This window comes from Pseudoalteromonas peptidolytica, from assembly GCF_012641745.1.
Lineage (GTDB): Bacteria > Pseudomonadota > Gammaproteobacteria > Enterobacterales > Alteromonadaceae > Pseudoalteromonas > Pseudoalteromonas peptidolytica.
In genome coordinates this window covers 39,629-54,594 of the sequence record NZ_WEHZ01000011.1, presented here as the reverse complement: position 1 = coordinate 54,594, position 14,966 = coordinate 39,629, and the positions used below count along the sequence as shown (strand labels likewise).

Here is a 14,966-nt window from a genome sequence, read left to right as displayed (position 1 = left end):
AGTATAAGAGGCCAGCATGATTAAATTTGAGCAAGTTAGCAAAACTTATCCCGGTGGACATAAAGCACTTGAAAAGGTGAGCTTTGAACTAGCTAATGGAGAGCTTGCATTTTTAACCGGTCACAGTGGGGCTGGTAAAAGTACATTGTTGAAGCTGGTTAGCGTAATGGAAAGACCATCGGCAGGACACGTTTATATAAACGGTGTAGATCTGAACACAGTAACTAACAGGCAAGTTCCTTTTGTACGCAGAGACATCGGGATTATTTTTCAAAACCATCGCCTACTAGAACGTTATAGTGTTTTTGATAATGTCGCTTTGCCATTAGTTATCGAAGGTACACATCATAAACAGATCACCAAACGAGTTCATGCTGCATTAGACAAAGTGGGTTTGCTAGACAAGTTAAGATGTCATCCAAGTGTTCTATCAGGAGGAGAGCAACAAAGGGTAGGGATTGCAAGAGCTATCGTAAATTCGCCGCCGTTACTACTCGCAGATGAACCCACTGGAAACTTAGATCCTGAGTTGTCTATGGAAATCTTGAACCTGTTCGAGGAATTTAACCATCATGGCACCTCAGTATTAATTGCGACCCATGACCTTGGCCTGATCGCCCGAATGAAGTATCGCAGCTTTACACTGAATCAAGGACGCATGTTGCAAGATCCTCTAGCGGAGAATTTATTATGAGCTTGCTGTTTAAAGGCCGTGGAAATCAGATTGAACAAGATAAAAAGTCAATATTTCACCATTTTTACTTTTTTTGCTTAATGATCATTCGTCAAGGGGTGCAAAGCTTAGGTGAAATGTGGCGTACCCCGATGGCTTCTTTGATGACTATTTTGGTGCTTGGGTTAAGCCTAACTTTACCAGCAACCCTTTATGTTGTTGTTAAAAATGTTCAGCAAGTAAGTAGTGGTTTTAAAGAAGCATCAGAAATTTCGCTGTTTGTGAAAGAAGAGATGTCCGAGGCACAAACGCAAACCTTGGTAAAACGGTTAGCACTCTACCCTGAGATAGAAAAAGTCGTGCTGGTAAGTAAAAATCAAGCACTCGAAGAATTTAAAACTATGTCAGGTTTTGGCCAAGCACTTAATTATTTAGATGAAAATCCGTTACCCGATGTTGTTTTAGTGACGCCAGTAAGTCGATATCGAAAGCCGCAAGCCGCAGCTGAGCTTTTGTCCAAGCTGGAAAAAGAACGTGAAGTTGACTTTGGTAAGCTCGATATTGAATGGCTTGAGCGACTTAATGCGCTACTAGGACTGCTAAAAGAAAGTGTTATTACTGTAGGTTTCCTGTTACTTAGTGCAGTTATCTTAATTATTGGTAATACGATACGATTATCCATTATGGATAAAAAAGAAGAAATACAAGTATTAAAGCTCGTTGGCGCAACCAATGCGTTTATTCAGGCGCCGTTTCTTTGGACTGGTGTATGGTATGGCATAGTCGGTGGGCTAGTTGCTTTTATATGCGTCGCCCTTATGCTGTGGTGGTTAGAGTCTGCTGTTTCAGCGGTGGTGGGCGTATATCAAAGTAGCTTCGTATTGCAAGGCCTGGTAGGTAACGAACTTTTAGTATTACTTGGCACTGCAGTCACACTAGGGTTTATTGGCTCTTTTCTTTCTGTACAGCGTTATATTAAAGAAATAGAGCCGGATAAGGTCTAATACTAATGTAGCCAAATTTTTGCCTTGCCCAGGTGAATGTAGGTACTTTGGCAATAGCAGGAGGCGGAAGCGGTGTTATCGACAAAGTTTTCTCGCCTCAAAATAGCAAGCTTAATTTAGATAATTGGTATAACCAGCTGCTAGAGAGGCATTTACAACCTGAAGCTCAGGTTAGTTAACGCGCTAAACGTAAAAAGATGATGAGTTTAGCGTTGTCATAAAAAAATAATATCGTTGATATTTATCAATCATTGTTTTTATTTTTCATTTAATTCATATGGTTACTCTCTATTTTTGATGAAGGTATAAAAAGGTTGATTTTATACCATAGATAAAGTAGATTGCATTTAGCACTCTAGATGTTAGAGTGCTAAACATACACGAACGGTTTATCACTGAGGTGAAAAATGACTAAAGATTTATACGCACTAGCACTAACTGGGCAACAAAGCGCGAGCGTTGAAGGTTACCTTCAATCGGTTAGCACAATACCTATGCTTGGCGCTGAGGAAGAGAAAGAACTTGCGACACGCCTTCAGGAGGAAGGGGATCTTAACGCGGCTAAGCAACTGATCATGTCTCATTTGAGATTTGTTGCACATATTGCGAAAAGTTATTCAGGCTACGGCTTACCTCAAGCAGACTTAATCCAAGAAGGTAACATCGGATTAATGAAAGCGGTAAAACGATTTGACCCAAGTGTAGGTGTGCGACTAGTTTCTTTTGCAGTGCATTGGATTAAAGCTGAAATTCATGAATATGTACTAAAAAACTGGCGTATTGTAAAAGTTGCGACTACCAAAGCACAGCGTAAATTATTTTTTAACCTACGCAAAAATAAAAAGCGTTTAGGTTGGTTTAACCAAGATGAAGTGACGACAGTTGCTAATGAGCTTGGTGTAAGTGAGAAGGAAGTGCGTGAAATGGAATCACGCATGGCTGGCCAAGATATGGGCTTTGACTTGTCCGCTGATGAAGATGAAGGGCAGACAAGCAGCTTTTCACCAGTGCAATACCTAACTGATACCAGCAGTGATCTTGCTGAAGAGGTTGAGCAAGAGCAATGGCAAGAGCAATCACATAACCGCTTATTTGCGGCGCTGAAAACGCTTGATGAGCGTTCTCAAGACATTGTTAGTGCGCGTTGGCTTGCTGATGAAAAGGCAACTCTACAAGAGCTTGCTGAGAAATATAATGTCTCAGCAGAGCGTGTGCGCCAGTTAGAGAAATCAGCAATGAAAAAGTTGCAAAGTGCCATGAGCTAATTATTTGCAACTTATGATAAATCGTGTGTGAAATGCCGCTGTCCTAGCGGCATTTTATTTTTAATTTTAAATCAATGCGTTAACTGGCATATTCTCTCAAGCTTCTCGCATTCTTTAAACTATCACTTCTTTGAGCTTACAAGTGTTCGCTAATTTTACTATAATGCGCCAGATTTTAGTTCTGGAGTGGTTAAATTGATTGCCATTATACGAATTCTTCTATTAGCAATATTTATCATTACTAGCGGTATTGTAGGATTGCTATTGTGTATTGTACGCCCATTTCATGCCAACAATGTCCATACAATTGCAAGGTGGTATGGCTACATGTCTCGATTTATTGGGGTTGAACTGGTTATAACAAGGCATAAAAAAGCCAAAGATGTAGTGCCTGCAATGTACATCGCAAATCATCAAAATAACTATGATTTGTTTACTTTACCTGCCATTGTGCCTCAAAACACGGTGAGCATGGGCAAAAAAAGCTTAAAGTGGATCCCTTTCTTTGGCCAAATGTATTGGTTATCAGGCAATATTTTAATTGATAGAAGTAATCGCTCAAAGGCGCTTGGGACTCTTTCAAAGTCAGCTAAAAAGATCACTGAATCTAAGCTATCTGTTTGGATGTTTCCTGAAGGGACGAGAAGTTATGGACGAGGGTTGTTACCATTTAAGACAGGCGCTTTTCATACTGCAATAAGCGCCAATGTGCCGATTATCCCAGTATGTATGAGCTCTACACACGAACAAATAAAGTTAAACCGTTGGAACAACGGGAAAGTATATATAGATATGCTTGAGCCTGAGTATTTAGACCCAGAAATTCCTGCAAGGGATCATGCGGTACGGATCCATGCTAAAATGGCACAAAGAATAGCTGAACTAGATGCAAAAGCGAGATTGAAATAATGGAAAACTGGCGTGAAATAAGTGAAGACATCGTTTCTTCATTGCTAGAAGATGGCTCAAACCCTGAGACTTTATACGAGGTTGAACATCATTTTGTATGTGAAGACTTCGACAAACTAGAAGCTGCAGCATTAGCTGCGTTTAAGCTTGGTTATGATGTTGAAGAGCCTGCTGAGCTTGAGCTAGAAGACGGTGGTAAAATTTGGGGCTTTGATGTTGTTGTAGAAGCTGAGCTTGACACTGATGTAATTATGGAAGATGTGGAAAAGCTTGAAAAGGTTGCAATGGATACAGGTGTTGAATATGACGGTTGGGGAACTTATTTCCAAGAGTAGTCACTGCCTCTAGCCCTGCTTGCAGGGCTTTTCACCCGTCTGATTATGTTATTGTCTCTTTGTACAAAACCTGCTCACATTGATTTTCTTAATGCTTGCAATTTATCCATACATTAGTGTGAATTTATTCTGAATTGATGGTGTTTTATCTAATTCAATGGTATTAATATTGATTGGCTAACTCGCAGTGTAAATGATCCATGCAGATTATTCTCCCTATTGAAGATCTTAAACCCGGTATGTTTGTAGATAGTGTTCACAAGCATAGATCTGACGCGGGTGTTAAGATTAAATCGCGGGGAATGGTTAGAGATGAATCGATCATTCAAAAGCTCATAGACAAGGGGGTACTTGAGCTAACGATAGACTTTACACAAAGTGATATTCCCATACCGCAAAAGTATCAAAAACCACAAGAGCCAGCCCCTCAAACAACTGAAGATGAACCCGAGACGAAACCCAAGCAGGGAATTGAGGGCAATTTATCGACAGCGCGTAGCAAGCCCAAAAGTAAGCGAAAGGTACAAACTAAAGAGCAAACATTACAGCAAGAATTTGCTGTTGCAATGCAGAAGTTTGAAAACAACAATCGTAAGATCCAAAGCTTGTATGGTGATGTTACCTCAGGCTTGAAAGTTGACATGACGCTGATTAACGAAGTGAGCAAAGATATTGTCGCCTCGGTGCTACGTAACACGAATGCTATGGCGATCTTAACTCGGATCAAAGACAAAGATGGCTATAACTGGCGTCATATGACTAACTGTGCCATTTTGATCACGGTATTTGGAAAACACCTAGGCTTACAGCCCCATATTATTGAACAGTTAGCCACAGGAGCGATGTTGCATGATATTGGTCATGCGAAGTTGCCACAAGGGTTAATTAATAAACCAGGTCACTTTACAGAGCTTGAGTACAAGGCGGTGAAAAAACACGTCGCACAGTCGTTAGGACTCAGTAAAGGGGAAGCTGGGATAACCCCTATCATGCTAGATATGATTATAAATCATCACGAGCGGTTAGACGGTACTGGGTATCCTCGCGGAATTAAGGGGGATGCACTGAGTACTGCGGCGAGGATGATGGCGATTGTTGATGTATACGATGCTATTACCTCGGATCAGTATCACAAAGAAGCTGATGAACCGATTAACGCACTGCGCTTTTTGTTATCAAGTAAAGCACAATTTGATCCAATCCTTGTACAACGTTTTATAAAGTGTATGGGGGTGCATCCCGTAGGTACTATTGTAAAGCTAACAAACGAACGTTTGGGGCTGGTGCTTGAAGGGAATAAACATGCGCCAACCGCACCCTTGGTTCGGGTATTTTATAATACCAAGCACTTGCATCATGTGACCGCCAAAGATGTAGATCTAAGTGGGTCTGATATTAAAGTGATTGCCAGTGTGCGGCCATTAGATTACCAAATCAATCTTTCTCGTTTGTTAAGAGATCAACTGCTTATTTAACCAAAGTTCAGGTTTTTTAGGGTTTTGAGTGTGCAGCGGGAGAAAAGGCATTTTTACAACGTCGTTTAAGGTTCTGCCACCTTGCTGAAAGTAACGCCCCTGTCATACAACTTGCCATCATCAGGATCCACAACAAAGTTCCCTTTTCCGAATGTAATGCTGAACAACTGAGTAGCAAAGAAAGTAACGCCGCAACAATCGAGCCTAGCCAGAATTGGCTCACAGGATTATCGCACTCTCCAGCATGGCGACAAGCACAATAGTTTGCTTTACAAAGACAATAAACACTAATACCACAAAATGCTAAAGCGAAAAGTAGTAATGCTATTGACATGATGTTCTCCTTGCTAGGGTAGCCATTCAAAAATGAATTCACACTTAGACCCAAGAGTTTATATAAGAGTCGCAAAGCCGTCAATGATATTAATAACTATTATCATTTGTGTGGTTTTGCTCATCCGATGAGTATGTAAAGTGCGTAATTTGTACGTTAAATGTTCACTTAATCTCCAAAAAGTCGCAAAAAAGGAGATTTCTAGTCAGCTTTTAGGTAGGGTGTCTGGAATTTAATATTCAACCTATTTGTAAAGTGACAATAGCTAAGTGTCTGAGCTCACTCAATGAGCTGGTGTAACTCAGCTAGATGTTCATAAAGCGTAGTTTTTTAGTCATTGGCATGTCAGTGATAATTACACAGGGGATCAGAGAATGAACAAAGTATTATTAGGTCTTATAGCCTCGGGTGCGATTTTATCGTCTTCGCAGGCATTAGCAGCTGCTTTTCAGCTAGCTGAGCAAAATGTATCTGGACTTGGCCGTGCTTATGCCGGTGAGGCTTCTGTGGCTGATGATGCCTCAGTTGTTGCCCGTAACCCAGCGCTAATGGGGCAGTTATCTGGTACTCAGCTTTCTGTGGCGGCTATGTACGTACAGCCTGATGTAAGCCTAACAGGGACGAGTACAAACAATGGTGTTCCAGCTGTAGCACTAAATGACAATAGCATCGCACCAAGCGCAGTTATTCCAGCGGTTTATGCCACTCACAAGTATAACGACAAGTGGTCCATCGGTGCAGGTGTATACTCGCAGTTTGGCTTAGCGACAGAGTTTGATGAAGATTATGTTGCCGGTCAAATCGCCGGTGAAACTGAAATTGTGACTGTGAATGCCGGTATTTCAGCTTCATATCAGGTAGACGAGCAGTGGAGTGTTGCATTAGGTGTGAATCATGTCTATGCCGATGCAAAAATTATCCGTAACTTAGGTGCGAATAACTTAGGTCAACCGGCAAGCCTTGAAGCGGTACATCTTGAAGGCGACGATACAGGCTTTGGTTGGAACGTAGGTGTTGCTTATCAAATCGATGAAAACAACCGTCTTGGTTTCCACTACCGTAGCGAAACAGACATCACTTTTGATGGTCACTTCCGCAGCGCGTTACCAGTAACCTTGGGTGGAACGAGTAATGCGTCTGTTCCAGGCTATGTCGATATCACACTACCTGCAATCGCTGAAATTTCTGGTTCACATAAGTTAAATGCGGCAACCTCTGTACACTACAGCGTATTGTGGACAGGATGGAGCAGCTTTGATGAGCTACAAGCTATCATCGGTACTTCTAAATCAGCATTCACAAAAGAAGAAAACTTCTCGAACTCGCTACGTTTTGCATTTGGTGCAGATTACCAGCTAAATGACTATGTTAAGTTACGTGCGGGTATGGCTTATGATGAGTCGCCAGCGGATGAAAACTTATTGTCGATTTCAATCCCAGATACAGACCGTACTTGGTACTCTTTTGGTGCTGAATACACGTTACCAAATCAAGCAACTCTTGACTTCGGCATTAGCTTGCTAAGAGGTAAGACACAGAACTTTATCGAGACTGACAAAGCACAAAGCCAGTGGGGCTTCCGCTCAAAAGGTCATGCGATGGTATTTGGTCTTCAGTATAACCACACGTTCTAATCGCAACATTATTTTAGAACACAAAAAAGCGGCTCGTTGGCCGCTTTTTTATTAATTAAAGCATGGACTTAAGTTGGTATAGTAAAGCATGTGCTTGCTTCGGTGTCATCTCATCTGGATCGGTATCTGCGAGCAGTGCCTCTACCTCAGACGGTTCGTTGGCCAACATGAGATTTTGTTGTATTGGTGCTTGTGTGGTACTCGTTTGTTCACCAACCACACTTTGATGCTGCTCCAATAAAGCGAGTTTTTGCTTAGCCATTTTGATCACCGCTTTTGGCACCCCAGCAAGGCTCGCAACTTGTAAACCAAAGCTCTTACTTGCTGCACCTTCCATGACGGTATGTTTGAAGGCGATAGTATCATTATGTTCAATGGCATCAAGATGCACATTGACCAGACCTGCTTGTTGCTCTGCCAGTTCAGTAAGTTCGAAATAGTGAGTGGCAAAAAGTGTTTTGGCTGCTATTTTGCTTGCAAGATAATCTGCTGTGGCATAGGCCAAAGATAAACCGTCATAAGTACTGGTGCCACGACCTATTTCATCCATCAATACCAATGACTGTGCCGTAGCATTATTCAAAATGGTGGCCGTTTCAGTCATTTCAACCATAAAGGTTGAGCGCCCTGAAGCAAGATCATCGCTGGCTCCAATTCGAGTAAAGATACGGTCGACCAAACCGATAGTGGCAGCACTTGCAGGTACATAGCTACCTATATGCGCCATCAACACAATCAGCGCAGTTTGACGCATGTAAGTCGATTTACCTCCCATATTGGGCCCGGTGATAATGAGCATTTTACGCTCATCATTTAACTTAACTGGGTTGGCAATAAAGGGCTCTTTACTAACCTGTTCAACAACTGGGTGGCGGCCATCGAGCAAGTCGATTTCTGTTCCTTCGGTTAGAGTCGGCTTGCAATAATCGAGTGTTTGCGCACGTTCTGCTAAGGTATTTAACACATCTAAATCTGCAAGTGCTGCGGCCATTACTTGTAACTGCTCAATGTATGGCGCAATCAGTTCAAACAATTCTTCATAAAGACGCTTCTCAAGCGCAAGTGCTTTTGACTGGCTACCAAGTACTTTGTCTTCATGTTCTTTCAATTCAGGAATAATGTAGCGCTCATTATTCTTCAGCGTTTGTCTGCGAATGTATTCTGCTGGTACTAAATGTGAATTGGCACGGCTGATCTCAATGTAAAAGCCATGGACTCGGTTGTAGCCAATTTTGAGCGTTGATATTCCTGTGCGTTCACGCTCACGCTCTTCGAGCTTTTCTAACACATCGGTTGCTCCTGCGCTCAGTGCGCGGAGCTCATCTAATTCTGCGTGGTAGCCTTCTGCGATTACACCACCATCACGGATCAGTACGGGGGGATTATCAATAACGGCACGTTCTAATAAATCCTGTAATTTAGGCAATACCGGTGACTGGTTAATAATGGATTGAATACGGGGATCTTTAGCATCATGTAAAATATCGTGCAGAGGTGGCAGCGCTTGCAGTGCATTTCTCAGTCTGGTTAGATCTCTTGGTCGGGCAGTATAGAGTGCAAGGCGAGCAACAACTCGCTCTATATCACCAATTTGCTTCAGTGCATCATAGACTTCCATACATAGCTGCTGTTCTATCAGGCAGGCGATGGCATTCAGGCGAGAATGTAGTTCTTGGCGCTGACGCACTGGGGTGTGGATCCGACGTTTTAATAGTCGCGAGCCCATTGCTGTTGAGGACTTATCTAATATCTGGGCAAGGGTATTTTCAACTCCACCAGATAAATTGACCGTCAACTCTAAGTTTTTACGTGTTGCAGCATCTAAGATCACTGCATGCTCATTTTTTTCGAGCGTAATGGCTCGAATATGGGGGAGTGCTGTGCGCTGTGTATCTTTTACATACTGCATGACGCAGCCCGCTGCGATAAGCCCCATTTCTGCTTTTTCAACACCAAAACCAACTAAGTCGCGTGTTTCGAATTGTTGGCAAAGTAAATGTCTAGCAGTATCTAAATCAAACTCCCAATCAGGGCGGCGGCGGCTACCTTTTATAGATTCAAGCACTAAAAGATTTTGAAACGATTCTGGATACAGCAACTCCGCAGGTTGTAGACGCTGTAGTGTTGAACTCAATGCTTCATCCGTTTTTAGCTCAACAATGTTAAAGCTACCCGAGTTTATATCTAAATAAGCGACGCCATAGCCTAATTGTTTTGGATGTTGATAGACCGCGGCTAACAAATTATCTTGGCGTTCTTGCAGTAGAGCTTCGTCTGTTACTGTTCCTGGTGTAACAATACGCACGACTTTTCGCTCAACAGGGCCTTTACTTGTCGCAGGATCGCCTACTTGCTCGCAGATAGCTACTGATTCACCAAGCTGTACCAAGCGTGCTAGATAATTTTCTACCGCATGATAAGGAACGCCAGCCATAGGAATTGGGTTGCCACCGGCTTTACCACGATATGTTTGTGAAATATCTAAAAGCTGTGCTGCTCTAATGGCATCGTCAAAAAAGAGTTCGTAAAAGTCTCCCATGCGATAGAACAGCAAAATTTCTTGATGCTGAGCTTTTATTCTCAGGTATTGCTGCATCATTGGGGTTTGTTGGTTTATAGTGTGTTCTGAATAAAGATCTGACGACATTGTTGATACCTAAAAGGTTTTCCTATGGAGCACTACAAAGAGATAGCCGAATATGCGGCACAATTGGGCGCTATTCTAACGAATAAAGGCGTAACAATCACTACCGCAGAATCATGTACAGGTGGTGGGGTAAGTTACGCATTAACAGATACCCCCGGGAGTTCTGCTTATATTGAACGATGTTTTGTTACTTATAGTAATCAAGCTAAACATGAATTATTAGGTGTATCACAACAGACACTAGATCAATATGGTGCCGTGAGTGAACAAACCGTGTTAGAAATGGCGCAAGGTGCTCAGTGCGCTGCGAATGCCCAAGTTGCTATTGCGGTATCAGGCATTGCAGGACCATCGGGTGGCAGTGTTGATAAACCCGTTGGCACCGTGTGGTTTGCCGTTGCAAATGCGACACAGGTACTTGCTTTTCATCAAATTTTTGCTGGTGATAGAGCAAGTGTTAGGTTGCAAGCCATTGAATTTGCTTTGAAAAAGACCATGATGATAGTAAATTCATAAAATTATACTTGATACTGTAATTTCATACAGTATACTAGGTGTCATTAGGCTGAATTGGAGAAGCAAATGAACGATAACAAGCAAAAAGCACTAGACGCAGCACTATCACAAATTGAGCGTCAGTTTGGTAAAGGCTCAATTATGAAGCTAGGTGAGAACAAGGCACTAGATATTGAAGCCATCTCAACTGGTTCACTAGGTCTAGATATTGCGCTTGGTATTGGTGGCTTACCAACAGGTCGTATTGTTGAAATCTATGGTCCAGAATCATCAGGTAAAACAACGCTCACATTACAAGCGATTGCCGAAGCGCAAAAGCTAGGTAAAACCTGTGCTTTCGTTGATGCGGAACATGCACTTGACCCAATTTATGCAGAAAAGCTTGGTGTAAATGTTGATGAGCTTTTAGTGTCGCAGCCAGATACTGGTGAACAAGCGCTTGAAATCTGTGACATGCTAGTACGTTCTGGTGCAGTTGATGTGGTTATTGTTGACTCAGTAGCGGCGCTAACACCAAAAGCAGAAATTGAAGGTGACATGGGTGACTCGCACGTAGGTCTGCAAGCTCGTCTAATGTCACAGGCGCTGCGTAAGCTTACAGCTAACATCAAGCGTTCAAACACACTATGTGTTTTCATTAACCAAATTCGTATGAAAATTGGTGTAATGTTTGGTAACCCAGAGACAACAACAGGTGGTAACGCACTTAAGTTTTACGCTTCAGTTCGTTTAGATATTCGTCGTATTGGTTCGGTAAAAGAAGGTGACGAAGTCGTTGGTAACGAAACACGTGTTAAAGTTGTTAAGAACAAAGTGGCACCACCATTTAAACAAGCTGAGTTTATCATCATGTATGGTGAAGGTACCTCTAAGCAAGGTGAGCTGATCGACCTTGGGGTTAAACATAAGCTCGTTGATAAAGCAGGTGCATGGTTTAGCTACAAGGGCAATAAGATTGGTCAAGGTAAAGCTAACTCAATTAAGTTCTTAAAAGAAAACGTTGAGATTGCCAATGAAATTGAAGGCAAGCTGAGAGAAATGCTACTAGCACAAGCTACCATTCCTGAAGATGCAGAAGGCAAAGATCTTGCAGAAGCTGAGGACGATTTAGAGCTATAACCTAATTAGCCAATAGCAACATGTGCTTATTGGCTGTAGTGACTATGGTAGGAAAGCCCGACATCAGATGTCGGGCTTTTTGCGTTTTACGATAAGTTTACTTTTGATAACAAGGAGATAGTTATCGATTAATTCGAATGGATTACGAATTTTGATATAAAAATTTATTAGCCATCTTTACTTGTGCCTATTCAGCCGCCTTTTCAATGAGTTATATTCTTTAGAGAGACATGAGAAATAATGAATATCAATGAAAGCAGAAAAATTAGGCAAATTGGGATGATCTCAACTATGGTTTTCTGGTAAAATCTGCGCCTAATTTTTTCTAAGTGAATTTGCAATGGGTAAAAACGTCGTTGTATTGGGCACCCAGTGGGGTGACGAAGGTAAAGGTAAAGTAGTTGACCTACTTACAGATAAGGCTTCTTTAGTTGTTCGCTATCAGGGCGGGCACAACGCGGGCCACACACTAGTAATTAACGGTGAAAAAACAGTATTACACTTGATCCCATCGGGTGTTTTACGTGAAGACGTTAAATGTGTGATTGGTAACGGTGTGGTACTTGCACCAGACGCATTAATGAAAGAAATCCATATGCTTGAAGAGCGTGGTGTTCCTGTACGCGAGCGTCTATTGATCAGCGAAGCGTGTCCTTTAATCTTGCCTTACCACGTTGCACTAGACCAAGCGCGTGAACTTGCACGTGGTGAAAAAGCCATTGGTACAACCGGTCGTGGTATCGGTCCTGCATACGAAGATAAAGTTGCACGTCGCGGCCTACGTGTTGGTGACCTTTTCAACCCAGAGCAATTTGCAGCGAAACTAAAAGAAGTACTAGAGTTCCATAACTTTGCTTTGGTCAATTACTACAAAGTAGATCCAGTTGACTTCCAGAAGACATATGATGATGCAATGGAAGTTGCAAAAGTACTTAAGTCAATGATTGTTGACGTTACTGAATTACTTGATCAAGCACGCAACGCCGGCGACCATATTCTATTTGAAGGTGCGCAAGGTACATTGCTTGATATCGACCATGGTACTTATCCGTATGTAACCTCTTCAAATACGACAGCTGGTGGCGTTGCAACTGGTGCGGGCTTCGGTCCTCTACACTTAGATTACGTTTTAGGTATTGTTAAAGCTTATACAACTCGTGTTGGTTCAGGTCCTTTCCCTACAGAGCTTTACGACGGCCAAGATAAGCAAGACCCAGTTGGCAGACATCTAGGCGAGAAAGGCAACGAGTTTGGTGCAACAACTGGTCGTCTCCGTCGCACAGGTTGGTTTGATGCAGTAGCAATGCGTCGTGCTGTGCAAATTAACAGCATCAGCGGATTCTGCTTAACTAAACTAGATGTGCTTGATGGTTTAGAAAAAGTAAAAATCTGTACAGGTTACCAGCTTGAAGATGGCACGGTGACTAACGTGACACCTCTTGCCGCAGAAGGCTATGAAAAAGTAACACCTGTATATGAAGAAATGCCAGGTTGGAGTGAAAACACTTTTGGTGCAACTTCTGTTGAGCAGCTACCTGAAGCTGCTATCAACTACATCAAACGCTTAGAAGAAATTACAGGCGTTCCTATTGATATTATTTCAACTGGTCCTGACCGTGTTGAAACCATGATTGTACGTAACCCGTTTACTGAATAATCTGCTATCAATCTAAAAAAGCTGCAAATGCAGCTTTTTTTGTGTCTATTTTCCTACAAGTTTTCCTACTCCTGCCGATATTAAGGTTAGTATGTATGCTGGCTGCTGGGCTACTATTTATTAAATTGCTTTTGCGGTGATAAAGTTATCTCTACAGCCTGCTATAGTTATTACCAATAAGGTTTAACACTTGCTCAGTTTGAAGGCGTAAATCTAACGTTAGCTGTATTAAATTTTTTGTTTAGCGCAACTAATACCAATTTGACTTAATACTTGCTCAATTTGAAGGAGTAAGTCTGACGCTAACAGCGTTAAAAATTTCTTATTTAGAACAACTAAATAGCAAAATTTTTGCCTGGTTATCGACAAGATTTTCTCGTTTCAAAATAGACCACTTAATTAAGAAAATTGGTATAAATAGCAAAATTTTTTCTTGCCTGTAGAGCGTAGGTACTATGGCGCAAGCGGGGTGCGGCAGCGGTGTTATCGACAAGATTTTCTTGCTTTAAAATAGAGCTCCTAATTAAGTGAATTGGTATATCAGTTAGCGTTACTTTGATGGGTTTTCAATGAACTACTTACTCCGTTATATTGCGGCACCAATACTGGGCGTTGCGCTAGGTCTTACAATACCTAATAAAGCATTTGCTGAAGAAGCTATTGAGGCTGTGCCCTTATATACTCAGCAAGAGTTGATTGAGCTTATTAATAAAAACCAACACCTTGCCCGCGTAAAAGCAGATGAGTGTCAGTTGGTGAGGGATATTGAAGCGCGCGCTGAAATAATGGCCCTACCATCATATCAATTTCTCTATGGCGATATGCTCGCTTATGCCGTATGCGTAGACCGTGATGTTGAGCTCGGGCTTTACTACATGAAAAAAGCCGCTGAGCAAGGTCTGGCAGCAGCACTTGAACAACTTGGCCGCTATTACGATGTTGGCCAGTTGGTGCAAGAGGATAAAGCGATGGCTGTGACTTACTTGAGAGAGGCGGCTGCGCTCGGAAATCTTAATGCCCAGTTACGCCTTGTTGATGTATTTAATGATGGCCATGGCAGTCCTAGAGACTATGAAGATGCCTACCGATGGTTATTTCACTCTGCAGTTGCAGATAAAAAACTGCATAAGCGTATTCAAATTGCACTTGCTCAGTTAGCCCAAAAGATGCCTAGCAGCGTAGTAAAACGCGCTAGGCTGCCGATATAAGCTGTAATATCCGTATGCCCAGTAATACCAATTTGACTTAATTCTTACTCAATTTGAAGGAGTAAATCTGACGCTAACGTCGTTAAATTTTTCTTATTTAGAACAACTAAATAGCAGAACGCGGTAGCAAGGTTATCGATAAGATTTTCTCACCTCAAAATAGACCACTTAATTAAGAGAATTGGTATAC

13 protein-coding genes are annotated in these 14,966 nt (G+C 42.0%); 11 read left to right on the top strand and 2 right to left on the bottom strand.

The genetic code is table 11. From position 1 onward, the window contains the following. Positions 1-16 precede the first annotated feature (16 nt). From ftsE to F9Y84_RS09260, 6 genes are all read left to right on the top strand, one after another. Positions 17-694, top strand: coding sequence for a cell division ATP-binding protein FtsE (gene ftsE, locus F9Y84_RS09285; RefSeq protein ID WP_125252101.1), 678 nt, complete (start codon positions 17-19; stop codon positions 692-694). Next, entirely contained in the window at positions 691-1,677 is a 987-nt protein-coding gene (gene ftsX, locus F9Y84_RS09280) for a permease-like cell division protein FtsX (RefSeq protein ID WP_128731627.1), read from the top strand. Before ftsE ends, ftsX begins: the two co-directional genes overlap by 4 nt. A 407-nt stretch (positions 1,678-2,084) precedes the next feature. Further along, positions 2,085-2,942, top strand: coding sequence for an RNA polymerase sigma factor RpoH (gene rpoH / locus F9Y84_RS09275; protein WP_125252099.1), 858 nt, complete (start codon positions 2,085-2,087; stop codon positions 2,940-2,942). 195 nt (positions 2,943-3,137) lie between these two features. Then, the gene (locus F9Y84_RS09270) at positions 3,138-3,851 is read left to right on the top strand and encodes a 1-acylglycerol-3-phosphate O-acyltransferase (protein WP_176032580.1); all 714 of its coding nucleotides are present in this window, start codon (positions 3,138-3,140) and stop codon (positions 3,849-3,851) included. Then, a complete protein-coding gene (rraB, locus tag F9Y84_RS09265) occupies positions 3,851-4,186 on the top strand; it encodes a ribonuclease E inhibitor RraB (RefSeq protein WP_125252097.1) in 336 nt (111 codons plus the stop codon). The genes F9Y84_RS09270 and rraB overlap by 1 nt, the downstream gene beginning before the upstream one ends. A 200-nt stretch (positions 4,187-4,386) precedes the next feature. Continuing rightward, the gene (locus tag F9Y84_RS09260) at positions 4,387-5,661 is read left to right on the top strand and encodes a cyclic di-GMP phosphodiesterase (protein WP_147390885.1); all 1,275 of its coding nucleotides are present in this window, start codon (positions 4,387-4,389) and stop codon (positions 5,659-5,661) included. Positions 5,662-5,677: 16 nt separating this feature from the next. Here the strand turns inward: F9Y84_RS09260 and F9Y84_RS09255 are convergent, their stop codons facing one another. Further along, positions 5,678-5,995, bottom strand: coding sequence for a hypothetical protein (locus tag F9Y84_RS09255; RefSeq protein ID WP_125252095.1), 318 nt, complete (start codon positions 5,993-5,995; stop codon positions 5,678-5,680). Between the two features lie 374 nt (positions 5,996-6,369). Here F9Y84_RS09255 and F9Y84_RS09250 point away from each other — a divergent pair, with 374 nt between their 5' ends. Further along, a complete protein-coding gene (locus F9Y84_RS09250) occupies positions 6,370-7,629 on the top strand; it encodes an outer membrane protein transport protein (protein ID WP_128731628.1) in 1,260 nt (419 codons plus the stop codon). A 55-nt stretch (positions 7,630-7,684) separates the two neighbouring features. Here F9Y84_RS09250 and mutS read toward each other — a convergent pair whose 3' ends face one another. After that, the gene (gene mutS / locus F9Y84_RS09245) at positions 7,685-10,276 is read right to left on the bottom strand and encodes a DNA mismatch repair protein MutS (RefSeq protein ID WP_125252093.1); all 2,592 of its coding nucleotides are present in this window, start codon (positions 10,274-10,276) and stop codon (positions 7,685-7,687) included. A gap of 24 nt (positions 10,277-10,300) precedes the next feature. On the opposite strand from mutS, the gene F9Y84_RS09240 reads away from it, so the two are divergent. From F9Y84_RS09240 to F9Y84_RS09225, 4 genes are all read left to right on the top strand, one after another. Then, a complete protein-coding gene (locus tag F9Y84_RS09240) occupies positions 10,301-10,792 on the top strand; it encodes a CinA family protein (RefSeq protein WP_147390884.1) in 492 nt (163 codons plus the stop codon). A gap of 66 nt (positions 10,793-10,858) precedes the next feature. Then, positions 10,859-11,911: a recombinase RecA gene (recA, locus tag F9Y84_RS09235; protein WP_128731631.1), complete on the top strand. Its 1,053-nt coding sequence runs from the start codon at positions 10,859-10,861 to the stop codon at positions 11,909-11,911. Between the two features lie 340 nt (positions 11,912-12,251). Continuing rightward, entirely contained in the window at positions 12,252-13,568 is a 1,317-nt protein-coding gene (locus F9Y84_RS09230) for an adenylosuccinate synthase (protein WP_125252090.1), read from the top strand. Between the two features lie 569 nt (positions 13,569-14,137). Next, complete coding sequence (locus F9Y84_RS09225) at positions 14,138-14,776, top strand: tetratricopeptide repeat protein (protein WP_125252089.1); 639 nt, start codon at positions 14,138-14,140, stop codon at positions 14,774-14,776. The last annotated feature ends 190 nt before the right edge of the window (positions 14,777-14,966 follow it).